This window comes from Paenibacillus sp. FSL H7-0331 (genome assembly GCF_001956045.1).
On the sequence record NZ_MRTH01000006.1, the window covers coordinates 59032 to 83353 of the forward strand.

General features: G+C 44.6%; 28 protein-coding genes. 20 read left to right on the forward strand and 8 right to left on the reverse strand.

What is annotated here, in order from left to right; translation table 11 throughout:
- Window positions 1-30 precede the first annotated feature (30 nt).
- Both BK127_RS10530 and BK127_RS10535 read left to right on the forward strand, forming a co-directional pair.
- Entirely contained in the window at window positions 31-834 is an 804-nt protein-coding gene (locus BK127_RS10530; protein WP_076230009.1) for a metal ABC transporter permease, read from the forward strand.
- Window positions 835-875: 41 nt separating this feature from the next.
- Complete coding sequence (locus BK127_RS10535; RefSeq protein ID WP_076230010.1) at window positions 876-1586, forward strand: cytochrome c biogenesis CcdA family protein; 711 nt, start codon at window positions 876-878, stop codon at window positions 1584-1586.
- Here the strand turns inward: BK127_RS10535 and splB are convergent.
- A complete protein-coding gene (gene splB, locus BK127_RS10540; RefSeq protein WP_076230011.1) occupies window positions 1583-2644 on the reverse strand; it encodes a spore photoproduct lyase in 1062 nt (353 codons plus the stop codon). The two genes, BK127_RS10535 and splB, sit on opposite strands and share 4 nt — an antisense overlap.
- A 274-nt stretch (window positions 2645-2918) precedes the next feature.
- Between splB and mntR the strand changes: the two genes are divergently transcribed.
- Window positions 2919-3341: a transcriptional regulator MntR gene (gene mntR / locus BK127_RS10545; protein WP_076230012.1), complete on the forward strand. Its 423-nt coding sequence runs from the start codon at window positions 2919-2921 to the stop codon at window positions 3339-3341.
- A 670-nt stretch (window positions 3342-4011) separates the two neighbouring features.
- On the forward strand, window positions 4012-4995 hold the full coding sequence (locus BK127_RS10555; RefSeq protein WP_076230014.1) for a patatin-like phospholipase family protein: 984 nt from the start codon (window positions 4012-4014) through the stop codon (window positions 4993-4995).
- A gap of 88 nt (window positions 4996-5083) precedes the next feature.
- Here the strand turns inward: BK127_RS10555 and BK127_RS10560 are convergent, their stop codons facing one another.
- Both BK127_RS10560 and BK127_RS10565 read right to left on the reverse strand, forming a co-directional pair.
- Window positions 5084-5353 carry a hypothetical protein gene (locus BK127_RS10560; RefSeq protein ID WP_076230015.1) on the reverse strand — a complete coding sequence of 90 codons (270 nt, stop codon included), beginning with the start codon at window positions 5351-5353 and terminating at the stop codon, window positions 5084-5086.
- A 37-nt stretch (window positions 5354-5390) separates the two neighbouring features.
- Complete coding sequence (locus tag BK127_RS10565) at window positions 5391-6344, reverse strand: DUF1385 domain-containing protein (protein ID WP_076230016.1); 954 nt, start codon at window positions 6342-6344, stop codon at window positions 5391-5393.
- A gap of 161 nt (window positions 6345-6505) precedes the next feature.
- Here BK127_RS10565 and BK127_RS10570 point away from each other — a divergent pair, with 161 nt between their 5' ends.
- The 7 genes from BK127_RS10570 to BK127_RS10600 all read left to right on the forward strand — a co-directional run bounded on the left by BK127_RS10570 (window position 6506) and on the right by BK127_RS10600 (window position 11605).
- Window positions 6506-7015, forward strand: a complete 510-nt coding sequence (locus tag BK127_RS10570) for a YqhR family membrane protein (protein WP_076230017.1) — start codon at window positions 6506-6508, stop codon at window positions 7013-7015.
- A gap of 117 nt (window positions 7016-7132) precedes the next feature.
- Window positions 7133-7585: a type II 3-dehydroquinate dehydratase gene (gene aroQ, locus BK127_RS10575; protein WP_076230018.1), complete on the forward strand. Its 453-nt coding sequence runs from the start codon at window positions 7133-7135 to the stop codon at window positions 7583-7585.
- A gap of 75 nt (window positions 7586-7660) precedes the next feature.
- Window positions 7661-8731 (forward strand): M24 family metallopeptidase, encoded by a 1071-nt coding sequence (locus tag BK127_RS10580; RefSeq protein ID WP_076230019.1) that lies wholly within the window; start codon window positions 7661-7663, stop codon window positions 8729-8731.
- Between the two features lie 79 nt (window positions 8732-8810).
- Window positions 8811-9368, forward strand: a complete 558-nt coding sequence (gene efp / locus BK127_RS10585) for an elongation factor P (RefSeq protein ID WP_076230020.1) — start codon at window positions 8811-8813, stop codon at window positions 9366-9368.
- A 165-nt stretch (window positions 9369-9533) separates the two neighbouring features.
- Window positions 9534-10463, forward strand: coding sequence for a GNAT family N-acetyltransferase (locus BK127_RS10590; protein WP_144026426.1), 930 nt, complete (start codon window positions 9534-9536; stop codon window positions 10461-10463).
- A gap of 25 nt (window positions 10464-10488) precedes the next feature.
- A complete protein-coding gene (locus tag BK127_RS10595; protein ID WP_076230021.1) occupies window positions 10489-11061 on the forward strand; it encodes a DJ-1/PfpI family protein in 573 nt (190 codons plus the stop codon).
- Between the two features lie 34 nt (window positions 11062-11095).
- Complete coding sequence (locus tag BK127_RS10600; protein ID WP_076230022.1) at window positions 11096-11605, forward strand: GNAT family N-acetyltransferase; 510 nt, start codon at window positions 11096-11098, stop codon at window positions 11603-11605.
- Between the two features lie 114 nt (window positions 11606-11719).
- Here BK127_RS10600 and BK127_RS10605 read toward each other — a convergent pair whose 3' ends face one another.
- Entirely contained in the window at window positions 11720-12625 is a 906-nt protein-coding gene (locus BK127_RS10605) for an SDR family oxidoreductase (protein ID WP_076230023.1), read from the reverse strand.
- Between the two features lie 147 nt (window positions 12626-12772).
- Between BK127_RS10605 and BK127_RS10610 the strand changes: the two genes are divergently transcribed.
- From BK127_RS10610 to BK127_RS10635, 6 genes are all read left to right on the forward strand, one after another.
- Window positions 12773-13123 (forward strand): VOC family protein, encoded by a 351-nt coding sequence (locus BK127_RS10610; protein WP_076230024.1) that lies wholly within the window; start codon window positions 12773-12775, stop codon window positions 13121-13123.
- Between the two features lie 65 nt (window positions 13124-13188).
- Window positions 13189-13821: a pyridoxamine 5'-phosphate oxidase family protein gene (locus BK127_RS10615; RefSeq protein ID WP_179097440.1), complete on the forward strand. Its 633-nt coding sequence runs from the start codon at window positions 13189-13191 to the stop codon at window positions 13819-13821.
- Between the two features lie 62 nt (window positions 13822-13883).
- A complete protein-coding gene (locus tag BK127_RS10620) occupies window positions 13884-14579 on the forward strand; it encodes an HAD family hydrolase (RefSeq protein WP_076230026.1) in 696 nt (231 codons plus the stop codon).
- A gap of 29 nt (window positions 14580-14608) precedes the next feature.
- The gene (locus BK127_RS10625) at window positions 14609-15490 is read left to right on the forward strand and encodes a helix-turn-helix domain-containing protein (RefSeq protein WP_083689223.1); all 882 of its coding nucleotides are present in this window, start codon (window positions 14609-14611) and stop codon (window positions 15488-15490) included.
- 145 nt (window positions 15491-15635) lie between these two features.
- The gene (locus BK127_RS10630; RefSeq protein WP_076230028.1) at window positions 15636-16640 is read left to right on the forward strand and encodes a hydroxyacid dehydrogenase; all 1005 of its coding nucleotides are present in this window, start codon (window positions 15636-15638) and stop codon (window positions 16638-16640) included.
- A 59-nt stretch (window positions 16641-16699) separates the two neighbouring features.
- Window positions 16700-17509: a sugar phosphate isomerase/epimerase family protein gene (locus BK127_RS10635; RefSeq protein ID WP_076230029.1), complete on the forward strand. Its 810-nt coding sequence runs from the start codon at window positions 16700-16702 to the stop codon at window positions 17507-17509.
- Between the two features lie 90 nt (window positions 17510-17599).
- Here BK127_RS10635 and BK127_RS10640 read toward each other — a convergent pair whose 3' ends face one another.
- On the reverse strand, window positions 17600-18568 hold the full coding sequence (locus tag BK127_RS10640; protein ID WP_144026439.1) for an MraY family glycosyltransferase: 969 nt from the start codon (window positions 18566-18568) through the stop codon (window positions 17600-17602).
- A gap of 119 nt (window positions 18569-18687) precedes the next feature.
- Window positions 18688-19695, reverse strand: coding sequence for a substrate-binding domain-containing protein (locus tag BK127_RS10645; protein WP_076230030.1), 1008 nt, complete (start codon window positions 19693-19695; stop codon window positions 18688-18690).
- A gap of 173 nt (window positions 19696-19868) precedes the next feature.
- On the opposite strand from BK127_RS10645, the gene modA reads away from it, so the two are divergent.
- From modA to fumC, 3 genes are all read left to right on the forward strand, one after another.
- Window positions 19869-20720: a molybdate ABC transporter substrate-binding protein gene (gene modA, locus BK127_RS10650; RefSeq protein WP_076230031.1), complete on the forward strand. Its 852-nt coding sequence runs from the start codon at window positions 19869-19871 to the stop codon at window positions 20718-20720.
- Window positions 20721-21395, forward strand: a complete 675-nt coding sequence (gene modB, locus BK127_RS10655) for a molybdate ABC transporter permease subunit (RefSeq protein WP_076230032.1) — start codon at window positions 20721-20723, stop codon at window positions 21393-21395.
- Window positions 21396-21565: 170 nt separating this feature from the next.
- Window positions 21566-22957 carry a class II fumarate hydratase gene (gene fumC, locus BK127_RS10660; RefSeq protein WP_076230033.1) on the forward strand — a complete coding sequence of 464 codons (1392 nt, stop codon included), beginning with the start codon at window positions 21566-21568 and terminating at the stop codon, window positions 22955-22957.
- Between the two features lie 106 nt (window positions 22958-23063).
- Here fumC and BK127_RS10665 read toward each other — a convergent pair whose 3' ends face one another.
- A complete protein-coding gene (locus tag BK127_RS10665) occupies window positions 23064-23216 on the reverse strand; it encodes a DUF1540 domain-containing protein (RefSeq protein WP_076230034.1) in 153 nt (50 codons plus the stop codon).
- A 281-nt stretch (window positions 23217-23497) separates the two neighbouring features.
- A complete protein-coding gene (locus BK127_RS10670; protein ID WP_076230035.1) occupies window positions 23498-24043 on the reverse strand; it encodes a DoxX family protein in 546 nt (181 codons plus the stop codon).
- Between the last annotated feature and the right edge of the window lie 279 nt (window positions 24044-24322).

The window sequence follows — 24322 nt, forward strand, 5'->3', positions numbered from 1 at the left end:
GATTGTCGCCAAGCTGGGAGAGGAATTTGGGTGGATATATTTTCGGAATATTTTTTTCAACGTGCTCTTATAGGCGGCTTATTGATCGGACTGACTGCGCCGCTGATGGGCATATTTCTCGTGCTGCGGCGGTTGTCCATGATTGGAGATACACTTGCTCATGTATCGATTGCAGGGGTGGCTCTGGGCTTTCTGATTAACGTGTATCCGATCGGAGTCGGGCTTGTGTTTGCTTTGCTGGCCTCATTTGCAATAGAGCGTCTTCGTAAAGCCTATAAGACGTATGCGGAGCTGTCCATTGCCATTATTATGTCGGGTGGGGTGGCTGTAGCGACGCTGCTGTTTACATTGGGCAAAGGCTTTAATATGAACGTCATGAGTTATTTTTTTGGCAGTATCTATACGTTGGATGCAACTGATTTGTGGGTGGTGTTCGGGGTAACGGTTCTTGTGGTGGGCGTGATTGCGTTCAACTATAAAGAACTGTTTCTGATGTTCTTTGATGAGGATGCTGCTGGAGTCAGTGGATTGCCGCTGCGGTTTTACAATATTATGATTACGATGATGACAGCGCTGGTGATTAGTGTCTCCATCAAAATAGTAGGTGCGCTGCTCGTATCCTCCTTGCTGACAATACCAGTAGCCTGTTCATTGCTTGTTGCCAAAAGCTTTCGTCATTCCTTATTCTGGGCCATACTCTTCTCGGAATTGGCTGTAATCGGAGGTTTGTTGTCGGCGGGGTTGTGGGATCTGGCACCAGGCGCTACAATCGTATTGTTCCTCATTGCACTGCTCATTATTATTTTGTTTATTAAAAGAGGCTTGCGTTTATAGTAAGCTTTTCAAACGAAAGGTTTGGCCAAGGAGGTTAAGTATTGGAAGTTAATTTATGGATTGCCTTATGGGCAGGGTTCGCATCGTTTATATCGCCTTGCTGCTTGCCGCTGTATCCGTCTTACCTGTCTTATATTACGGGCATATCGGTTAGTGAACTCAAAAACGCGAATTCATCTACCGGTGTACGTAAACAAACGGTGCTACATACGTTATGCTTTATTCTCGGATTTTCTATTATTTTCTATAGCTTGGGCTGGGGTGCAGGGCTCGTCTCCAATTTCTTTGCTGACTACAAAGGCTTATTGCGTCAAATAGCAGCATTGATGATCTTATTAATGGGATTATTCCTGTTGGGGATTTTTCAACCTCAGTGGCTAATGAAGGAACGTAAGCTGCAGTGGAAGCTGAAGCCTGCCGGTTACTTGGGCTCCGTGTTGATCGGTATTGGCTTTGCTGCTGGATGGTCGCCTTGTATCGGGCCGATTTTATCTGCGATCCTTGCACTGGCTGCAACGAATCCCGATTCCTGGCTGCCGCTGATTACCGCGTACTCGCTAGGATTTGCAATTCCTTTTCTTGTGCTTTCTTTTTTCATTGGAACGACCAAATGGATATTGCGCTATTCTTCGTTAATTATGAAAATAGGCGGGGGGCTGATGGTCGTGATGGCGATCCTGCTCTATACCGATCAAATGACGAGAATCACCATCTGGCTCAATCAAATTACCCCCGACTGGCTTAAATTTTAAGTGAAATAATCAATATTGGCATTCGGGAATTTATCGAATATCTGATCGGTAATAAACTCACGCAAAGCATTGGCTTGTTCATCAGGGTACACATATTTTCCTTGCCCATAACGACCCCATTTGTATTTGCGTTTAGTCTCATCAAGCTCCAGCTTGGTTTTGGGATACCGCTGTTCGATTACTCTTTTGGCGGTTTTCGTAAAGCGATGCTGAATCAGCTCAAAGGTCAAATCAGAGGTTGCTTCGTCGGGAAGCGCCTCTTTTAATTTCTCCAGCAGCTCCTGATATCCAGTTTCCCAGCCTTCATGCCAAATAATAGGTGCAATAATAAAACCAAGCGGATAGCCGGCTTTGGCGACCTTGCCTGCCGCAGTGATACGTTCTGCGAAGCTGGACGTTCCAGGCTCAAAATTTTTGATTACATAGCTCGCATTGACGCTAAAACGAAATCGGGTATGTTTATTATGATTCGCATCAAGCAGCGGCTCTACATGGTGAAACTTGGTTACAAAACGCAGTCTGCCCAGCGGCTCGTTAGCCATAAATTCAATCAATTCTTTTAAGGAGCCGCCAATATGCTCAAGTCCGACAGGATCGGAAGTACAGGCTGCCTCAAAACGGGTAATTTCCGGTGCTCTTTCTTCGATATAGGCTTTGGCCGCTTTCAAAATATCGTCGGTATTTACATAAATCCGAATATAGGGTTTAGCACCGAGCGTTGTCTGAAGATAACAATAATGGCAGTGGGCCATACAGCCTGTCGCAATCGGAATTGCGTATTCAGCGGATGGTTTGGATTGTTCGAATTTTAACGTTTTCCGTATCCCTACAACAAGTGTTCTTTTGGCGATTTTGTATTTCTCCAGCTCGCTATCTCCCGGCAGGTTCGTGATCCGATTGTGGGAGGTCGTCATGTGTATGGGTAGACCTTGCTGTTTGGCCCATTCCAGGATCCGCTGTCCTTTAGGGTAGTTCAGGGCGTCCGGTTCGAAATATACGAGCTCAGGAACAAATACTTTGGTTTCCCGTAGGCCTGGTGTTAACAGTTCGGTAGACATGGTACACCTCCTGAAAATTTGCAAGGAACAAGGCGGCCAGTGCTTATACTGAAACATGAGTCAAGGATCGGATGGTCAACACAATTACGGAATTTTGCATAAGATATAGAGATTGATAAGATGGCTCAGCTTGCTTCGGTAATGCGGCTATGTTATAGTAAAAAGCGCTTATGATGACCTTAGTGTGCTTCTTATAGCTGGAGTTCATTCTACAAAAGTGGATTTACTTCTTGAAATCAAGCAGGGTCATTGATGATGTACGGGAGGAACATAAATGGCTACACCGAGTATGGAAGATTATTTGGAGCGTATTTATAAACTTATTGATGAAAAAGGTTATGCTCGCGTATCTGATATTGCTGAGGGATTAGAGGTACATCCTTCGTCCGTCACCAAGATGATACAAAAGTTGGATAAAGACAATTATTTGGTATATGAGAAATACCGTGGACTGATTTTGACACCCAAAGGGCATAAAATGGGTAAACGATTAGTTGCCCGACATGATCTATTGGAGCAATTCTTAACGCTAATTGGCGTATCCGAGGATACGATCTATAAAGATGTTGAAGGTATTGAGCATCATCTTAGCTGGGATTCGATTACCTGCATTGAAACTTTAATCGAGTATTTTAATCGCGACCCCAAACGCGGCGAAGACTTGATGAAGCTTAAGAAAGAAATGGACGAGACCTGAGGAGAAAAAGTGCAGTGAGTATGCTCCGCTGTGCGACCGAAGTATTCTTACGATCGCTGTTGTTCATGGAATTCTTGATTGTATCCAACATTTATAGGTAGAATTCCATGAACAAAGGCGAGCGCTCCGCTTCTACAGAACACCACGGTCACTCCGCTTCTTACTCACTGAACTTCTTCTTGGTAAAAAGAAGAAAGAAGAAACATGCAAAAAAGCATCCGGAAATTTCGGATGCTTTTTTTGCGTGCTTGCACAAGAATAGCGCAAGAAACCACATCACACCGCATATACTTACTTTTTATTACTAAGTTTGCTTTACCAAACGGGTACCAAAGAGTAAAAGGAGGGTGATACATAGCGGTTCTACCCAGCTAGAAATAGCAGCCACGCGAATCCCGCAGGGACAGCAAAGGCTGCGCCCCGAGAACACGAAAGCACGGTCCAGCCGGCACCCAGAAAAGCAGCAGTCAAGCGTGTCCCAGAGGGACGAAAGCGCCCCGAGAACACGAAAGCACGGTCCAGCCGGTACCAAGAAAAGCAGCAGTCAAGCGTGTCCCGCAGGGACGAAAGCGCCCCGAGAACACAACAGTACGCTTACGATCCAAGGGAGTCCAGAGGGCATAGCCCTTTGGGGCCCTCCCTTAGGGAGGGTTTGGGAGGGGGGAATCTCATGAAAATCAATGCAGTATTTGAAGGTGGTGGAGTCAAGGGTATAGCATTGGCTGGCGCCGTTTCAGCAGCAGAAAGCAGGGGGATCGAGTTTCACCAGGTAGCGGGAACATCGTCAGGGGCTATTATAGCCGCTTTGGTGGCATCTGGTTACCAGGCTGAGGAAATGAAAGCCATTATTGAAGCGACCCCATTTAGAGCCTTCCTGCAGCGTTCCAAGCTGTTTGATGCGAAGGTAGTCGGGCCGGCTGTTCGTCTCTTGTTAAAAAAGGGGTTATATTCGGGAGAAGCTTTGGAAAATTGGATGCATAAGTTGTTATTGGCAAAAGGGATTCGCAATTTTGGTGATTTGAAAAAGAACCAGCTAAGAATTATTGCATCAGATATTTCGCAGCGCAAGCTGCTGGTGCTCCCCGATGATATTGCACAATATGGGATTGATCCGCAGCATCTGGCCATCTCCAAGGCTGTTAGAATGAGCACAAGTATTCCTTATTTTTTTGATCCTGTGATCATACGCAAAACGGCAGATAAACGATTGCCCAACGAGACTTTTGCTGAGCAATTTGTTTATGTTGTGGATGGGGGACTTTTAAGTAATTTTCCACTATGGATTTTCGATCATGATGATGTCCCTGCTCTTGATTCTATGATTCCGACTGTGGGCTTCCAGCTTGTAGGTAGAGGCTCAAGTAAGCCTAATACGATCTATGGTCCTTTAACGATGTTCAAGGCACTTTTTTCAACGATGATGGATGCTCATGACGAGCGTTATATTGAAGAGGTCAATCGATTTCGGACGATTAAAATCCCGACGCTTGGGGTAAGTATTACACAATTTGATATTCCTCTGGAAACAAGCAGGCTATTATATGACTCTGGCAAGCAGGCAGGGGAACGATTTTTCGACAAATGGAGGCTGAACGATTATAAGCAAGACTATGTACAGCATGTACTTCGCAACAATAAAGCCATAATCATTTAAAGAACGGAGAAAGCTGCGTATAAGAAGGAGCGCAGGAAAACTGGGCATGATTAGATGGCAAAATAAAAAACGGCGAGAAGCTCGCCGTTTAATGATATTTGGGAGGCTCATCCGAGCTTCCCTTATTTCCGTTGATGACACGAAATGTGGCATCCCGGGTACGTCTTTCTTTTCCTTTGCCAAAACGCGGTGAGGTCGTCTTACTTTTGCCCCATTTGTTGGGTGGGTACTTCAGTAACAGGAAAATGACGCCGAACACGACAATCGGGATGATCAGCTGGGAAGCCATCGAGGCAACACCTATCAAAGCTAATCCCAGAATAATGTAAGTTGCGACAGAATAACGGCCAGATTTCATTACGTTTCCTCCTTAAGAGTTTTCGTAGAAAACTTAGTTACTTTACAATTAGAGCTTGAGCTTCCTTATCGATTTCTCTCATCCGGTTAAAGGATGCAATGGACACTTCCACTTGCGAATTATCAGGCTGCTTGGTTGTGAGCATTTGCAGCCACAATCCTGGATAACCCAGATAACGCAGGACAGGCACTTCGCGCAAGCTGTTAGTGAATCGAAGTACCTCGTAAGAAACGCCAATGACTACAGGAAGTAGCACAATCCGCTGCACGATACGCTCAACAAACGAATCGTAAGTGAAAAATGAATAAATGATGACACCTACGAGCACAGTGAACACGATAAAGCTGCTTCCGCAGCGATAATGCAGCGTACTGAACTTTTGAACATTGGCGACGGTTAGATCCATACCAGCTTCATAAGCACTGATTACTTTATGCTCGGCCCCATGGTATTGAAACAGACGCTTGATCATCGGTGTTAAGGAAATAAAGTAAATGTAGGCTACCAGTAAAATGATTTTGATCAGGCCTTCAATTAAATTATGTCCAATCTGGTTGTGAAATACGTTAGCAAACAGCAGCTGCTCAATAATAGGAGGAACGAGTGTGAAGACGAACTTACCAAATACAAAGGACAGCACGCCGACCACGGCAACACCGAGAATCATGGACACCCGTCCAGCCATGGATTCCTTCTGTTCTTTCTTCACTTCTTGAGGGTCCTGTTCACCTTCGGCAAATGATTCCGCTGAAAAGTTCAAATGCTGCGCACCTTTGGCACTTGCTTCTACAATACCTACAATACCACGGATAAAAGGGATCTTTTTTAAGGCTTGAACCCAACCTATCTCTTTCTTGGGAACTTCTAAATATTGAATGGAATTATCTTTTCGGCGTACCGCCGTAACGTGTACAGTTCGACCTGCAAACATAACTCCTTCGATTACGGCCTGACCTCCGTAAATTCCACTTGGTTGCTCTTTTTGCGACACGTTCTGCACCTTCTTTTGTAAATGATGAGTGAGGTTTCTTCATTATTGTATCGGATTCAAAGAGAGAAAGCTACTATCGTTTAGTTAACAGAAAAATGCGTATACTAACTTTACCAGCCCGAATGGATAGTCTAACCTTTGCACGAAAATGGAGGATCACGATGGAGAAAGAACAAGCAGCCGCTCGTAGTTCTAATAAATGGTTTTTTTCATTGTATATCGGCTTTTATGCTGGATTGATTTGGGGGGCAGTCAAGATGGTGGAAAGCCTGTTTCACTTCAGTAACCTGGCTCCGGGATTTATGGTTGAACCGTTTTTTAAAAGCAGCTTTCTGGTGACGTGGCAAGGTTACTTGCTCGGTTGGTGCGTATTTATCGTGTTTTCTATTGCAGCTTCGCTGTTGTACGCATTGATTTTGGTTAAATCGGCTGGACCTTGGGCAGGACTTGGCTACGGTGCGATATGGTGGGGCTTGATTTTTTTATTGATCGGTCCCATTACAGGAATGATGAATTGGATTGCTTATCTTGATTTAAAAACGATACTGACCGAGTTGTGTTTATTCATACTTTGGGGCCTGTTTATCGGCTACAGTATTGCCTTTGAGTTTAACGATGAACGCGAACGTGAGCCAATCAAAAATGGAGGGTCCAACCCACAGCCGGAATGAGCTTATCTCTGCAAACATGAGCTTATCGAAAAAACAGTTCTCAAATCGAAGAAACTTATGGTAAAATAAGAGGTACGCGAATTTTAGTCAACTTTTGTTGGTTATGGAGGGTCTGCTTTGAAACAAATTTTGGTATTAAATGGCCCTAATTTGAATATGCTGGGTGTTCGAGAGCCAGGCATATACGGTTCATTGTCACTGCAAGCCATAGAAGATAATCTTCGAAAGCTCGCTGTAGAGCTGGATGTGGAGCTGGAATGCTTTCAATCCAATCATGAAGGCGCGCTGATCGATAAAATTCATGAGGCTTTCGGTAAGCAGCAGGGTATCCTTATGAATCCCGGAGCATTTACCCATTATAGCTATGCCATTCGTGATGCGATAAGCGCAGTTCAGCTACCATTGATTGAAGTACATATTTCCAATATCCATAAAAGAGAGCCATTCCGCCATGTTTCGGTTATAGCTCCCGTTGCGCTTGGCCAAATTGCTGGCCTTGGAGCCGATGGCTATGAGCTGGGTCTGCGTGCTTTAGTCAAGCATCTGGATGAGGCAAATCTTACGAAGTAAGTTTTCCTACGGAAAAACTCAGGTGATGCTTACGAAGAAGACTTTCTTACAGAAAGTCCTTAGGAGGGAAACCACATGCAAGGACGTTTGGATAAATTGCGTTATGCGCTTCAGGAGCAAGGGCTTCAGGCAATTCTGATTACGAATGCTACTAATCGTCAATATATGACAGGGTTCACCGGCTCCTCAGGTTATGTGCTGATTTCGGAGTCGAAGGCGTATCTGCTTACGGATTTTCGTTACATGACACAAGCTCCTAAGCAGGCAATCGGTTATGAAGTGGTGGAGCATGCACCAAAGGCAATGGCTACCGTCAAGGATCTGCTGTTGAAGTTGGGTATTACGAAGGTAGGTTTTGAGCAGGATGATATGACCTATGGAACCTTCCTTAGTACATCTGATGCATTAAGCGGGATTCAGCTTCAGGCAACCAGTGGATTAGTAGAAAAGCTGCGGATGATTAAGGATGCGTCGGAGCTGGCTGTCATGCAGGAAGCTGCTGATTTGGCTGACCGTACTTTTGATCATATTTTATCGTTCATTCAGACTGGGACAAAAGAAATTGATATTGCACTCGAAATCGAAATATTCATGCGCAAAAATGGTGCAACGTCTACTTCATTCGAGACGATTGTGGCTTCAGGTGAGCGTTCAGCGCTGCCGCATGGCAAAGCAAGTGACCGAGTGATCCAAACGAACGAGTTCGTCAAGCTGGATTACGGCGCGTATTACAAAAGCTATTGCTCGGACATTACCCGTACAGTAGTAGTTGGCCAGCCTACAGATAAGCACAAGGAAATTTACCATATCGTACTTGAGGCTCAGTTGGAAGCTCTGGATAAGATCAGACCGGGTATGACGGGTAAGGAAGCAGATGCGATTGCGAGAAATGTGATCAAACAGCATGGCTACGGGGATTATTTTGGACACGGAACAGGTCATGGATTAGGAATGGAAATTCATGAAGCGCCGCGTTTGTCGGTGCAGGGAGATACGGTTTTAACACCAGGTATGACTGTGACGGTCGAACCAGGCATTTATTTGCCAGGCTTTGGCGGGGTTCGCATCGAGGACGATATTGTCATCACAGAGACCGGTATTCACATATTAACGCATTCAAGCAAAGACTTGATTGTGTTGGCTTGAGATTAAATCTTTGGCAGCTGCTTGGGTTAGCTGATTAGCACCAGGCTGGCTGCTCACATTTTTAGGGAGGTATTTTTCCGTGATTTCAGTAAACGATTTTAAGACAGGCCTTACCATTGAAGTGGAGCATGACCTATTTACCGTAATTGATTTTCAACACGTAAAACCGGGTAAGGGTGCAGCATTCGTACGCTCCAAGCTTAAAAACCTGCGTAATGGCAATACCGTTGAGCGTACTTTTCGTGCCGGTGAAAACGTAGGCCGTGCTCACATCGAGAACCGTGAGATGCAATATCTGTATGCCAGTGGTACCGAGTATACGTTCATGGATACCGAAACTTACGACCAGTTCAGTCTGGATGCCAAGCAATTGGAATGGGAGCTTAAATTCCTTAAAGAAAACATGATGATTCATATCATGAGCTACCAAGGCGAAATTCTCGGAATTAACCTGCCAAACAGCATTGAGCTTAAAGTTGTGGAAACAGAGCCAGGTATTAAAGGCAACACAGCTACTGGTGCAACCAAGAGTGCAACACTGGAAACAGGTTTGACGGTTCAAGTGCCTATGTTCATTAACGAAGGCGATGTGCTGTTGATCGATTCCCGTGAAGGAAAATACATTTCCCGCGCTTAGTCCATACCAGATTTAAAATCTAAATCCATGCCGAAACCGGTGTGGATTTTTTGCTATCCAATTTGCAGGCTGAGTTGTTCTTATTTGATTGTAGATTATGTTATTTTTTGGTTTAATTAGAAAGGGGGATCGAACCTCTGTATATACAAAGGACTGGTGAATCAGTTGATTAATCTAAAAGAATACAAGGATACGAAGGCAATTATTGAGCTGCTCACCGAATGCATGTATCCTGATCAGGAACGAGTTCTGAGAGAATTTGAGGCCTATCAAAGTAATGAATTCAAAAGGCTGCTCGGTATCATCGAAAATGATGAATTGGTGGGGCTTATCGGAGTTATTACTCAGGATGATGATCAAGTTGAATTAAAACACATAGCAGTCAAAAGCTCACATAGAAGACAAGGCTTGGGCAAAAGTATGATTATGACATACATGGAAGAAAGCCTAGTAAGTACAGAGGATAAAACCACATTATACATAGTGAGGCATGGTCAAACGGAGTGGAATATTCAGCATAAAATACAAGGTCATCAGGATTCACCTTTGACAGAAAAAGGGATTCAACAGGCGCAGTGGCTGAGTGAAGCTTTGGGAGATGCGAAGATCGATATCATCTATTCCAGCTCAAGCCGTAGAGCGGTACGAACAGCTGAATTAATAAGACATACCCGAGATATCGAAATTAAGGAGAGCGATGCTTTCAAAGAAATGAATATGGGTGTCTGGGAGGGGAGAACACAGGAAGAGGTTCAGGATAGCGATCCGGAATCATGGGATTATTTTTGGAACGATCCAGAGAAATTTCAGATACAGGGCGGCGAAACCTTCAGTGCTGTATCCGAAAGGTCCGTGAATGAATTAAATCGGATTCTATATGAACATCGAGGCAAATCCATCCTTATTGTAACTCACAGTGTTGTTGTGAAATTATTAATGGCCTTGTTTGAAAATCGTTCGATGAACAACATTTGGAATCCTCCTTATATCCATCCAGCCTGCTTATGTAAGGTTGAGTTTTTAAAGGGTGTACCGGAAATCATTTTACACGCGGATATAGCCCATTATCAAGAAGAAGGTCTGGAACTGACTTGAATGAACTGAAAGAGAGGTGTTTGCCATGGGGAAAATAATATGTCTGGTCACTGAGGATTTTGCGGATTTTGAGATTACATTGGTATTTCATAAAATTAAGAACATAGGCCAAAGAGAGGTGATTTCAGCTGGTTACACCTATGAAGCTGTCATGAGTGAGTCCGGACTGTATTATAAGCCCAATTTGACAGTATTGGAAGCGTTGGAGCTTGAAGATATTGAAGGGCTTATTATCCCCGGAGGGCCGATTCGAAATCAACGACCAGAGCTTACTGACCTGATAGTTAAGCTGAATAGCGACAAGTTGCTGCTCGCAGCGATATGTAATGGTCCTCAATATCTGGGGAGAGCAGGAGTGCTGCACAGTCATGCATTCACCACCTCATGCTCGATAGAAGCGATCTATAAGCTTGGTGCCGAGGACCCTTTCCCAAGAGTGAACTACAGGGATGAGAGGGTTGTGAGGGACGGAAATATCATTACGGCCAAAGGCCGCGCGTTTGTTGATTTTTCATTTGAGGTATTCGATTATTTGAACATTTATGAAGATAGGTATGAAGAGCAAGAGCAGTTATTTAAAAACATAATGAACAAATAGATCGATGAGATGGACGTAATAAAGAGGTGAAACGATGAAAGAAAAGATCAATCGGGTAGATATTCAAAGAGTAGATGAGCTGGATCTGGCTAAACTGCAGTCTTTGTACATAGAAGCGGCTGCCTGGATGGAAGCGAAGGGTATTGACCAGTGGAGAACAAGTGATTTTACAACCGAGCATATGCGAAAGCTCATCCTACAGACGGAGCTGTACCAAGTGAACTGGAACGGTTCGATTATTGGAGGCTTATCGATCCAGTGGAAAGATGCTATTATCTGGAAAGAGCTGGATTGCGATAATGAAGCCGGTTACTTACATAAATTAGTCGTGAAGAGAGAATATAACGGCTTAGGTATTGGGAATACAGTGCTTCGTTGGTGTGAGGCTTATATGAAAATGAATGGTAAGAAGCTGCTCAGGCTGGATTGCGTACCGAGTAATGTGAAATTAAACGAATATTATGTAACCGCCGGATTTGAATTTCGAGGACGTACGGAGGGTAAGGGCTGGGCTGCAAATTTATATGAGAAAGCCGTTTTATGAGTGATTAAGAGCAGTAAATGCCGAGCGGACCCATATGAATACTAGTATCCATGCTTGGAAGCCCGGCAGAAGCAATTCAAGCAGTCATGTGCTCACTGACGGGCTATGGTTTCTTCAGGAGGTGATAAAATCACCGCCGTTAATATGCATCGTTTCCCCGGTTACGAAACGGGAGTCATCACTCGCTAAATAAACGTAGGCTGGCGCCAGCTCAAACGGCTGTCCCGCGCGTTTCATTGGAGTGTCCAAACCAAAGACGGAAACCTCCTGTGCGTTATAGCTGGATACAATAAGCGGTGTCCATATCGGACCTGGAGCTACAGCGTTGACACGAATGCCCTCTTCCACTACATTTAACGCAAATGAACGGGTGAAAGAGACGATTGCTCCTTTGGTAGAAGAATAATCGATTAGATTTTTGCTGCCTTGGTAAGCGGTAATGGAAGCGGTGTTGATGATACTATCTCCACGGGTTAAATGGGGTAGGGCTGCCTGTGCCATAAAGAAATAGGAGAAGATATTCGTCTGGTAGGTTTGCAGCAGCTGTTCTTCACTGATATCGGTCAGTTTTTGCTGCGGGTACTGAACGCCTACGTTATTTACAAGTATATTCAGCTTACCATAGGTTCCAAGGGCTGCATCCACAATGGATTGACAATTGCTTTTGGAACGTACATCTATACGAATGGGGAGACAGCGCTGTCCCAGCTGGCGTATGCGTGCGGCTGTTACATCCGCGTCAGGCTGCTCATAGAGGTAAGCGACGACTACATCTGCACCTTCCTTAGCAAATGCAATAGCTACGGCGCGGCCGATGCCGCTGTCTCCGCCCGTAACAATGGCAACCTTCCCTGCAAGCTTGCCGCTACCCCGGTAGGCAGGGTTTTCGTATATGGGGGGAGGGTCCATTAAGTATTCAAGGCCTGGCTGCCGATCCTGATGCTGTGGCGGAAAGGAGATGGGCTGCTCATAACACTTGTCTTCCTTGCTGTAATACGGATACATCGGATAATGGGTCATGTGAACCTCCTGCTTGTTATAAAAGCCTATAAGCCCACCCTATTCAATTGAGGCATTACTTGTGAACAAAATGTATGATCAGGGTCAAATAGACAATTTTCAAAAAAATATATAATGATTCAATACAGCAAACTGGAGGAATTACGAATGAACCCTATTTTAAACGAGATTGGTACCGTATTCATTCCGGTCAGCAGCATACAAAATGCACGCGATTGGTACTGTGATATTCTTGGACTTCCTGCAGATGGGGAAATATTGTTCGGACACCTGTATGTGCTTCCAATGAAAGGAGCAGGACTTGTGTTGGATAGCAAAATTTACTCCGAGAATAACAAGTTGAACTTTCCGGCGTTTCACTTTAATACGAACCATATTCAGGAAGCCTATCAATTTATGAAATCCAAAAATGTAGAATTAGTTACCGAAATACAACACAATCAATGGTTTAACTTTAAAGATCCTGATGGGAATTTGCTGATGGTTTGTAAATGCTGATCGATAATAATAAATGTGAAAAAAGATTATGACAATCACTGACAATCATGGATGGAGGACTTATTATGAATTGTCCTTTTAAAGAAATATTGAGCTCGGAAGAAGAGATCCGGGAAATTGTAGGGTATCCGAGTGAGCTGGTTATGAAGAAGGGGATTAATCGATTGGACCAGCATTGTCGGAATTTTATTGCCCTATCCCCTTTACTGTTTGTCGCAACCTCGGATGATCGAGGATGCTGTGATGTTTCTCCTCGCGGGGATGCGCCTGGGTCTGTACTGGTTCTGGATGAACAGTACATAGTCATACCGGAAAGACCGGGTAATCGCAGAATCGACTCACTAAGAAATATTCTACTCAATCCTGCTATTGGACTTATCTTTCTCATTCCTGGACTTGAAGAAACCTTGAGAGTTAACGGTAAAGCCTATGTGATCAAGGATGATGAGATTCTACAGCAAATGAAAGTCAGGGACAAGCAGCCAAGCTTGGGAATCGGTATCGAGGTAGAGGAATGTTTTATTCATTGTGCCAAGGCTTTCAAACGATCGGGCCTATGGGATTCTCATACGTGGGTAGATCAGGAGGAGTTGCCGTCGGTTCCCACTATTTTATCGTCTCATGTGAATTCTGCTGAATACACCGTCGACATCATTAACAAGGGACTGCAGGAAAGCTATGAGAAAAGGCTGTATTAGCTGATACATTAATAAGGAGTAACAACCTGCACGCGTGAAAACCTAACCAGGGAGAGCTGAGCATGGCACAAAAGGAAGCTATTATATTTGATCTTTTTGAAACCTTGATCACTGAATTCGTCGATGGTAGTCGCAAAGTGAGTAGAGCATCCAGAGATTACGGCAATTTAATAGGTCTTTCTAACAGCGAGTTTCAGCAGCAGTGGAACGAACGGCAAGAGATGAGAATGAATAGAGGATTTCCAACTTACCGCGCGGTTATGATGGATATTCTCGAAAAGAACGATTTGCCCTATGTAGAGCACGTTATCGAAGCTCTTTATCAGGAACGTATTCATGAAAAAAAGGTGCCTTTTATGAATATAAACACAGATGTTATCGACTTGTTGAAGCAATTGAAGAGAGAGCCTGTCAAGCTGGGCGTTATTAGTAACTGCACGGAGGAGGAAGTTCAGGGATGGGCAGAATGTCCGTTAGCGGATAATTTTGATGAGGTAATTTTTTCTTATCAAGTCGGGTGTGCGAAGCCGGATGCTGCTATCTATGAGTTAGCCTGTTCGCGTTTGGGGGTCAACCCCAAGCATTGCATGTTTGTTGGAGATGGTGGCTCTAACGAATTGGCAGGAGCTCGCAGTGCAGGTATGGATGCGTATCAGGCGGCTTGGTACGTTCCCGACTTCATCAGCAGTAAAATCTCAGGTTTTCCACGATTAACGAAACCGAATGAGCTTTACGAGCAGTTTCTGGACAAGCAGTGATAGTAATCTGCAGGCAACGTGCAGGATGAATGTCGCACAAGAAAGATTTCCGAGAGGTGATTGCCCTAATGAATGCACCGGTGTTCCAGTATAAGGACTTTATGCAGGAGGACTTTCCGATCAAATTTGAAATCAGGACGGAAACCAACTACAATCCGTTCTCTCATGGCCATGAGTTTTTGCAAATTTGTTATGTTCTGACCGGCGTGTGCCGACATGTGGTTGAAGGTCAGCAGATGGATTTGCAGCGAGGAGATTTATTCTCCATTCCCACCTCTACGATGCACTGTTTTATGCCGATTGATAAACAAGCCTTTGAACTGGTACAGCTGGATTTTATGCCTTCACTTCTCGAGGAAAACATTAAGGAACTATCGAAAATTTCATTATCCTGTCCATTGCTGATCAATTTGTCCCCCCGTTCGCAGATCGTCATCGAGCGTCTGGTGGAGGAGATTAAAAGCGAGCTGGATATTAAGGATGCCTATCATCAATATGCGGTCCGCGCTGATTTGCTGAAGATTCTCGTTATGATCACCCGCGAGGTCAGAGGCTGGGCTCAGCAGGCAGGGTCCGGCTATGAACAGGCTATTCGTGAGGTCATTCATCATATGGAGCAGCACCTCGATAAACCGCTGACTTTAAAAGAGGCGGCAGCGCGAGTATCTGTTTCGCCTAATTATTTCAGTTCGCTGTTCAAAATGGTCACTGGAGTCACTTTCAGCGGTTTTCTGTCGGAGCTGCGTTTACGTAAAGCCGGTGAGCTGCTGCTTCAATCGGATTTGTCGGTGGGAGAGGTGATGGAAGCAGTAGGCTACTTGCACACCGGGCATTTTTTTAAAACGTTTAAAATCAAGTATGGAGTCACCCCTTATGCTTACAAACGAAATCATATAAATAGCGGTAAATAGTGTAGTTTTGCAAGAAGATTGTGAGGTCCCCCTTCACGAGGCTTCAGCTATAATGAGTTTAGGAACATGATGAAGGCCTCGAACCTACTAAGCTATCATTCACAGAATTGCAGAATTGGATGAGCTGCCTGATTGGAGATTAGTGATGCGAACATTAGTAACGGTATGGAAAAAGGAACTAAAGAAGCTGATATTTACCGAAGAGGTGATCAGGCAATTAGAGTCGGTATCCGAAGTTGACTGGGTGTCAGAAGGAACACCGTATCGAGTGGATCAATTTGAACAGGACATCCATCGATATGATGCTTGTCTGACATCCTGGGGTTCGCCAAAGTTAACCGTCGAAGTGTTGGCACAAGCGAAGCAGCTAAGCTTTGTCGGTCATGCTGCTGGAACGTTAACACCCTATGTCGATCCGGCGATTTTCCAAACACCTATAAAAGTGGTCAATGCGAATACGGCGCTTGCCAAATCCACCGCTGAATTGGCTGTAACGCTGATGATGAGCGGCTCATGGGAAATTTCGAATTACCGTGATCGGTTGAAAAACGGACTGTGGGGAGACAGCGGCAGCGGCAATACAGTTATGGGACTATCTGGCCAGACAGTTGGGATCATTGGTCTTGGTGAAATTTCCAGAGAGGTTATCCGTATCCTTCATGCCTTCAACACGCGAGTGCTGTTGTATTCACCTTATTGCTCAGTGGAGGAAGCACAGGCGCTTGGCGTTTCTCTCTGCAGTCTGGAGGATGTGTTGAGGAACAGCCGTATCGTGTCCCTTCATGATACATTGACGACGTCTACAAGAGGAATGATAGGTAAAGAGCAATTAAAACTGCTTGCCGACGGTGCTTTGTTAATCAACACGGCACGAGGTCCTTTGATTGATGAGACGGCTTTGCTGGAGCAGCTTACATCCGGGCGCATATCTGCCGCATTGGATGTGTATCATAGTGAGCCTGTTCAGGCAGACTATACTCTGCTGAAGCTGCCCAATGTGTTGTGCTTGCCGCACATTGGCGCCTTTTCCGGCTATTGGAAGTCGCAGCTGGCTGCGATGGTTGTGGAGGACTTGGTCAGGTTTGCGTCAGGACAACTATGCTTAAGGGAAGTGAACGAAGAACGCTTCTTGCGAATGACTGCACAATAACTAACCATAACATTGATGATGATTGGGACTAGAATTCTAATCAGGAGAGCGAGGATACGATGAAATTATCTTTTACTACATTAGGATGTCCCGAATGGGAGCTGGATTTAATTATTGATAGAGCTGTTGAATATGGTTTTGATGCGATAGATTTTCGTGGAGTTTCCGGGGAAATGAACATCTACAAACTTCCGGCTTTCTCTGTTGATGCACTCCAGACCCGCGATCAAATTAAAGCTGCTGGACTTCAGGTATCGTGCTTTTCCAGCTCGGTACATGTGTTCTCCAAGGAAAATTTCGAGAAGAATGTAGCGGAAATCAAAGAATACGTCAAGCTCTGCACCATATTTAACACCCGTTATATTCGTGTATTCGGTGGGGCTATAGGTGACACGGATCGTGCAGAGGCTGTTCATACCATGGTACAGCATTTTCAAGAGCTGGGTGCATTGGCGAAGGCGCATGGTGTGAAGCTGCTGCTGGAAACCCACGATGACTGGACCGCAAGTGCTGATGTCCAAGCGGTTATGGAGCAGGTGGATACAGAAGCGATTGCTGTACTATGGGATCTGCATCATCCCGTCCGGACGCTGGGCGAGCAGCCGACGGATACATGGCAATCACTAAGTCCCTGGGTCGAATACACCCATGTGAAGGATTCAAAGCTCTTGCCACATACTGACGGGCAATTTCAATATTGTTTAACCGGGGAAGGCGATATGCCCTTAGTAGATACGATCAAGCTGTTACTAGAGAACGGGTATGATGGCTATTTTACATTTGAATGGGAGAAAAAGTGGCATCCGGAGATCCTGAACGCGGAGGAGTCATTCCCGCAATATGTACAATTTATGAGAGCATTGGCTTGATTCACAAGTAAGTTCTGTAGTGGATTACATGGAGTTGATTTCATAAATAAAAGACTGCTGGGGTTTGTGTTGACAACCCAGCAGTCTTTTTCATATTTGAACTAGTAATAAAATAATCGACGATAAGCACAGACAAGTACTGATCAAACAGAGGAATAGTACGACCTGCTTATGGTTGAGACCAGCACGCAGCAGACGATAATGTGCTTGGCTTGCATCTGCTTGATAAATGGATTTTCCTTGCAAAAACCGTTTGATGACGACAAAGATGTTATCGAAGATCGGTACACCGAGAGCGAGAATCGGGATAAATAGCGATAATACAGTGGCTTGCTTGAAGGCGCCATCCAAAGCTATAACCGCCAGAATAAATCCGAGAAAGGTTGCTCCGGCATCACCCATGAAGATTTTGGCGGGTGGCTTGTTATATCGCAAGTAAGCGATGGTCACACCGACCAAAATAATGGCCATAATGGCGGAGTTGGATTGACCTTTTGCTAAGGCTACGATAAACAGGGTAATAGCTGATATGGCAGAGAGCCCACCTGCAAGTCCATCCATGCCATCCGAGAAATTAATGACCGTCGTGACACCGAAGATCCATAAAATCGTTAATATAAATTGCAGCAGTACCGGAAGCACTACATATTCACCTGAAAACGGGTTATAAAAGCCATCGAAGGTGATTCCTGAAGCATAAACCAGAATAGCGGCTGATACTTGAACAATGAGCTTCGGTAAAGCAGGAAAGTCTTTGCCCTTAGTTTTGTACCAATCATCCATCGTGCCTATCACCAATAATAAAACCCCGCCTGCAAAAATAGCGCCAGTTTGTAGACTGAAATCTCTGGTAACCAGAAGATAAGTAATAAAAAAACCAATAAAGATCACATAGCTTGCCGTAAGCGGGATAGGCTCTCGGTGAATTTTACGTTCTACGTCCTGACGGGGCTTGTCCACAAAATCCAATCGAAACGCCAATTTCCCAAAAGGGGGAATGAGCAGCAGCACAATGACAAATGAAATTAGAAAGGAAAAAGCATATAAAATAATCGTCACCACCGATTGTTATGATTCCATAAGTATACATTTAATAGAGAAGAATGTCGATTGAAATCAAGCAAGCACGCAGTCAGGCAGGTCTTATTCAATTGCAGCAACTGGGGTTTGCAGGATTCTTAGGTTTCGTACAGGATCTGCCCTGTTAAGGATAGATCATATCCATGAATGGAACGAAGATCATTGTGAAATGCTTCAGATTTTAATAGCTGAAGAACGTGTTCCAGCCATACCTTGTTTTCCGGTTTTTTTAGCATGACCAGATCATATCGCTCCTGAATTAACGGAATAAATTCGAGATTACCGACGATTAAAGCTGCCTTCTCAATACCAACTCCAACATCGGCCCCTCCTGCTGCTACTTTTCCGGCTACTGCCAGATGGCTCGTTTCCTCCTGATCGTATCCGCTTATTTGACTAGACTCTATATGCTGCAACCGCAGCTGCTCATCCAACAGCACCCTGGCACCAGAACCCTTTTCGCGATTAACAAGACGAAGACCGGGTCTGCTTAAATCGCTCCAATGACCAAGATTCAATGGATTGTTGTGCTGTACGTACAAACCGGCTTGCCGTGAAACCAGATTAACTACTACATAGGAAGAGCCGACGAGCAGCGTGCGGATATATGGCAAATTATATGATCCTGTATCACCATCCAGCAAATGTGTGCTCACAATATCGGATTCACCCTTATACATCGATATTAAACTGTCCATGCTGCCAACAAATGCCCGTAAAGGTCGAATGCCTGGAATGCTTCGTTCCATATGCTTGGCTAATAGATCAAGACTCATATCTTGGCCTGTAATCACGAGATGACGAGCTCCGCTTGCGGGCGGAAAATGCTTCTCTGCCTTAGAATGGACCGTCTGAGTTTGAGCAGACTGAGGTTGTACGGATGGATAATGTGGGGGCTGAGCTTCTGCAGATAGGGGATGGAGTACTACCTGCATCGTTTTGGATCGCTGCTTGTAGGCTTCAAGATCTGCTGCGTCTACGCGCATTTGTTTGCCCACCCGGTAGGAGGGAAGCTCGCCTTTTTTGATTAGATCGTAGACGGTGAGCTTGGATATTTTTAAAAGCCTGGATATATCTTCAGTTGTATACGAGGAATCGTTGGACATGTAGACCTCCGCATGCTTGATTTGGAAAGATTCGTTTCAATTACTAATTGTATCACATATAGATTAGTTTCAGTTTTAAATCATGTTCAGTCATAGCTTGAAAAATTTCCGAATAATCAACTATAATCAAATATAACTAATTATATCTATTTATAATATATGGAGGCTCGATGATGAGGAAAAAAGCTGTAAGAAATCAATTATGGGTACCAATTATTGCGATGACTTTACTGATTGCCGGTTGTGGCACCAAGACGGAGCCAATGGCTGAAGCCGGTGCTGGTTCAAAGCAGCAGCAAAGTGCGAGTCCAGCTCAAGCGCCTGCAGAAGCGGTGGAGCTGACAATTTCAGCAGCTGCAAGCCTGACGGATGCTCTGAAAGAAATTCAGACAGCCTATCAGGCCAAAGTAAAAAGTACAAAGCTTAACTTTAATTTTGGTGCATCGGGATCGCTGCAGCAGCAAATCGAGCAGGGAGCTCCAGCTGATTTATTTTTATCCGCGGCTACGAAGAATATGAAGACGCTTGTTGATAAGCAGCTGATTGATGCAGGCAAGCAGAAAAACTTGCTGACCAACGAATTGGTCGTCGTTGTGCCTTCAGACGGTAAGGTATCCATTGGCAGCGAAGCGGATTTATCAAAGCCGGAAGTGCTCCATGTTGCAATCGGTATTCCTGAAAGTGTTCCAGCTGGCAGCTACGCCAAGGAAGCTTTAACCTATAGCAAGCAGTGGGATAGTCTACAGCCGCGACTGGTTCAAGGGAAAGACGTCAGACAAGTACTGCAGTATATCGAGACAGGCAATGCGGAAGCGGGTTTTGTTTATAAAACGGATGCTTTGACCTCATCTAAAGTAAAGGTTGCGTTTGCCGTCGATCCTAAGAGCTATCAAGCTGTTGAGTATCCTATTGGTATTGTGAAATCGACCAAGCACAGTAAGGAAGCCGAAGACTTCTACAATTATTTGCAGTCCAAAGAAGCACTCGATGTGTTCGTTAAATTTGGTTTTACGGTTCCCAAATAAATGATAGCTGAACTTCATTGGGGTGAGCTTTGGCCTCCAATCCGTCTGTCTCTTCAAGTAGCACTTCTCTCCAGCGTCGTTGCTGCCTTATTGGGAGTCGCAATTGCATGGTGGATGTCACGCAAATCGTTCAAGGGCAAGCTGCTGCTTGAAACGCTGTTTATGCTGCCCTTGGTGCTGCCTCCTACGGTAATCGGCTTTTTACTTCTAGTCATGCTTGGCAGAAAAAGTATCGCCGGCCGCTTCATGGAGTGGCTGTTTCATGCACCTGTTATTTTCTCCTGGTGGGCTGCCGTTATTGCTTCCATAGTGGTAGCCTTTCCGCTGATTTACCAGACGATGAAGGTTGGATTTGACTCAGTCGACAGCAGTGTGGAAGAGGCAGGGCGTTCTGATGGGGCGAATGCATGGCAGGTTTTTCGCTTCATTACTTTGCCTTTGGCAGCACGTTCGCTCATAACGGCTTATATTTTGGGCTTTGCCCGTGGTCTTGGCGAATTTGGTGCGACCTTAATGATAGCCGGTAATATTCCAGGTGTTACACAGACGATACCTACAGCGATCTATGTGGCGGTAGATTCAGGCAAAACAACAATGGCCTGGGCCTGGACAGTCTCGATCATTCTGATTTCCTTCCTTTTGTTGTTCATGACAAGACGTAGAGTAAATTCGTAATCACTTGGACATTGGGTAATGCTAGAGGTGGTAATGCATCTGTCTAACAATAGAGCGTGCGTTGTGACGTTCCATGGGGTTATCCAACCTCCATGTTTGACATTGATAATCGTTATCATTTAAAATGAATGCAATCCGTTTAAATCAAGATGTCAGAGGAGGCTTTTGTTGTGGAATACAGAATTGAAAAGGACACAATAGGTGAAATCAAGGTTCCTGCACACCAGCTGTGGGCTGCACAAACGCAGCGAAGCTTTGAAAATTTTAATATCGGCACAGAAAAAATGCCGCAAGCTATCATTCAGGCTTTTGCTATTCTCAAGAAAAGTGCGGCGGCGGCTAACCTGAAGCTTGGCAAGCTGGACAGTCTTAAGGCAGCTACGATTATTGCTGCTGCCGATGAAATTATTGGCGGCCAGCTTGACGATCATTTCCCACTTGTGGTGTGGCAGACGGGAAGCGGTACCCAATCCAACATGAACGTCAACGAAGTGATTGCCAACCGTGGCAATCAAATTCTCAAAGCACAGGGCAGTGATCTGAAGATTCATCCCAATGACGATGTAAATAAGTCGCAAAGCTCTAACGACACGTTTCCAACAGCGATGCATATTGCTGGATTAATCGCGATTGAAGAGCAGGTATTACCAGCCATTTCGCTGTTAAAAGAAACCTTTCGCCAGAAAAGCGAGGCATTCGCGGAAATTATCAAAATCGGCCGAACTCATCTACAGGATGCGACTCCGTTGACACTCGGACAGGAAGTCAGCGGCTGGCACCGGATGCTGGAAAAAACGGAGACCATGATCAAACATAGTTCCGAATCCTTGAAGGAGCTGGCAATCGGAGGAACAGCCGTAGGTACGGGAATCAATGCCCATCCTAAGTTTGGCGCGATTGCAGCTGAGGAAATCAGTAAGCTGACTGGCAAAGAGTTCACATCAGCTTCCAATAAATTTCATGCGTTAACGAGCCATGATGAATTGGTTTATGTACATGGCGCTTTAAAAGCTCTTGCTGCAGACCTGATGAAAATTGCTAATGATGTACGTTGGCTTGCCAGTGGACCGCGCTGCGGCATCGGAGAACTAATTATTCCGGCGAATGAACCGGGCAGCTCGATCATGCCGGGTAAAGTGAATCCGACCCAGAGCGAAGCATTGACAATGGTTGTCTGCCAGGTTATGGGCAATGATGCGACTATCGGCTTTGCGGCCAGTCAAGGCAATTTTGAGCTGAACGTATTCAAGCCGGTCATTATTTATAACTTCCTGCAATCCACAAGGCTGCTCGCGGATGCGATTCGTTCTTTTAATGATCACTGTGCAATTGGTATCGAGCCGAATTACGCAGTAATTCAAAACAATGTGGAACGCTCGCTCATGCTGGTTACCGCTTTAAATCCTCATATTGGCTATGAAAATGCTGCTGCTGTTGCCAAGCTTGCCCATAAAGAAGGGTCTACACTAAAAGAGGCTGCCGTTAAGAGCAAGCTTTTGACTGAAGAGGAATTTGATCGTCTGGTGAGACCTGAGCTGATGATTCATCCTGGCGAAGAATAAAAATCACTTGATAATAATTATCATTGTTGATAAAATGAAGCCATAATCACAAAGAAAAAAGGAACCCGAAGGTTCCCACACATTCATTTCTGAATTTTTTTGCAGCTTATTTCGATTCAAACGTTTTACAATCTGTTTCTGCAGAGCTGTGGGCTTGTTTGGGTTGATGGTTTGTAATGTAAATGGACGAAGCGGTACATTGGTTTTCATTAGCCCAGTGACGACAGGAATTCACTTCACACAACACGTCTTTAGCCATAGTCAGGCACCTCCTTTACGCAGATTGCAGCACAAATTTCATAGTTTCCTGTACAAGGTGGATCTTGTACAATTAACTAAACCCTCAATTATTTGACGATAATGAGGGTTTTTGTGTATGAATTTGTAGTGCTTCGACCAGCATAGCAAATTTTCTGACAATTATCAAATTCGGGTAAAGCAAATATTCTGATTTTCTGCGGATCACTGGACTATCGACGCCTGCTACTTGGATAGCCAAAGAGCAGCTCGTATGGAGCTGCTCCTGTACAATATTGTAGATTATGCGTGTGCAGTATTAGGCTTCGTACCTGTTCCTTTTGCTCCGTCCGTAGGTTTTTTCTTATGTGTGAACCATTGGCGAAGGTACGGCATCAGATAGTAGTCAACCCCGAATTTGCCAGTGTTCGCTCCTGCCATGAACAAGATCACACCGATAAGAATGAACCAAGGATTCGTGCTTACAGTGCCTGCGAACATGAACATGAAGTTCATCATCAGTCCGAAGAACGCTGCTGCTGTAGTCAGAACACCGAGAATCAAACCAAGGCCAACCAGGAACTCGCCAAGCGGAATCAAGAAGTTAATGATCTTGACATTCGGTAAAGCAAAGGTTTGTACAAACGCAGTAAAGGTTGGATAAATAAGTTCATTGGTTGCTTTATCGATCACGGGTTTGGTGACCGCGTTATTCAGAAATCCGGTCGCATCAAATCCTCCGGTTAACTTCTGCCATCCGTGAGTAAGCCATTCATAACCTATAAATAATCTGATGACAAGCAGGATACCTGCTGCAAATTTATTTTCTCTTAGCCATTGTCCAAACATGAGTATCATCTCCTAATTTTATTGTGAAAATATTCACATCATAGTTTAAAAAATAACGCTGATTTACTTGTGCCAGCTACGGGATCGTTTATGTGGTTGTGTTGTCATCTTCCATCAATCCTTCCGTTTGTTGTCTTTCTGTTATCTTACACCCTTAATTTAACATGTCGTTGATCCTATGTAAGTGATAATAATCACAGTGAAGAAATAATTGGATGTATCCGAGGACAATACAAAACCTCCCAAGCTCAGTAAAAACCGGGAGGTTTTTTTGCAGTA

Excerpts from the sequence above, each read along its gene's own strand:
- splB (WP_076230011.1), bottom strand. The coding sequence starts at position 2,644 with ATGTCTACCGAACTGTTAACACCAGGCCTACGGGAAACCAAAGTATTT.
- mntR (WP_076230012.1), top strand. The coding sequence starts at position 2,919 with ATGGCTACACCGAGTATGGAAGATTATTTGGAGCGTATTTATAAACTT.
- BK127_RS10555 (WP_076230014.1), top strand. The coding sequence starts at position 4,012 with ATGAAAATCAATGCAGTATTTGAAGGTGGTGGAGTCAAGGGTATAGCA.
- BK127_RS10560 (WP_076230015.1), bottom strand. The coding sequence starts at position 5,353 with ATGAAATCTGGCCGTTATTCTGTCGCAACTTACATTATTCTGGGATTA.
- BK127_RS10570 (WP_076230017.1), top strand. The coding sequence starts at position 6,506 with ATGGAGAAAGAACAAGCAGCCGCTCGTAGTTCTAATAAATGGTTTTTT.
- BK127_RS10580 (WP_076230019.1), top strand. The coding sequence starts at position 7,661 with ATGCAAGGACGTTTGGATAAATTGCGTTATGCGCTTCAGGAGCAAGGG.
- BK127_RS10595 (WP_076230021.1), top strand. The coding sequence starts at position 10,489 with ATGGGGAAAATAATATGTCTGGTCACTGAGGATTTTGCGGATTTTGAG.
- BK127_RS10600 (WP_076230022.1), top strand. The coding sequence starts at position 11,096 with ATGAAAGAAAAGATCAATCGGGTAGATATTCAAAGAGTAGATGAGCTG.
- BK127_RS10605 (WP_076230023.1), bottom strand. The coding sequence starts at position 12,625 with ATGACCCATTATCCGATGTATCCGTATTACAGCAAGGAAGACAAGTGT.
- BK127_RS10610 (WP_076230024.1), top strand. The coding sequence starts at position 12,773 with ATGAACCCTATTTTAAACGAGATTGGTACCGTATTCATTCCGGTCAGC.
- BK127_RS10615 (WP_179097440.1), top strand. The coding sequence starts at position 13,189 with ATGAATTGTCCTTTTAAAGAAATATTGAGCTCGGAAGAAGAGATCCGG.
- BK127_RS10620 (WP_076230026.1), top strand. The coding sequence starts at position 13,884 with ATGGCACAAAAGGAAGCTATTATATTTGATCTTTTTGAAACCTTGATC.
- BK127_RS10625 (WP_083689223.1), top strand. The coding sequence starts at position 14,609 with ATGTCGCACAAGAAAGATTTCCGAGAGGTGATTGCCCTAATGAATGCA.
- BK127_RS10630 (WP_076230028.1), top strand. The coding sequence starts at position 15,636 with ATGCGAACATTAGTAACGGTATGGAAAAAGGAACTAAAGAAGCTGATA.
- BK127_RS10635 (WP_076230029.1), top strand. The coding sequence starts at position 16,700 with ATGAAATTATCTTTTACTACATTAGGATGTCCCGAATGGGAGCTGGAT.
- BK127_RS10645 (WP_076230030.1), bottom strand. The coding sequence starts at position 19,695 with ATGTCCAACGATTCCTCGTATACAACTGAAGATATATCCAGGCTTTTA.
- modA (WP_076230031.1), top strand. The coding sequence starts at position 19,869 with ATGAGGAAAAAAGCTGTAAGAAATCAATTATGGGTACCAATTATTGCG.
- modB (WP_076230032.1), top strand. The coding sequence starts at position 20,721 with ATGATAGCTGAACTTCATTGGGGTGAGCTTTGGCCTCCAATCCGTCTG.
- BK127_RS10665 (WP_076230034.1), bottom strand. The coding sequence starts at position 23,216 with ATGGCTAAAGACGTGTTGTGTGAAGTGAATTCCTGTCGTCACTGGGCT.
- BK127_RS10670 (WP_076230035.1), bottom strand. The coding sequence starts at position 24,043 with ATGTTTGGACAATGGCTAAGAGAAAATAAATTTGCAGCAGGTATCCTG.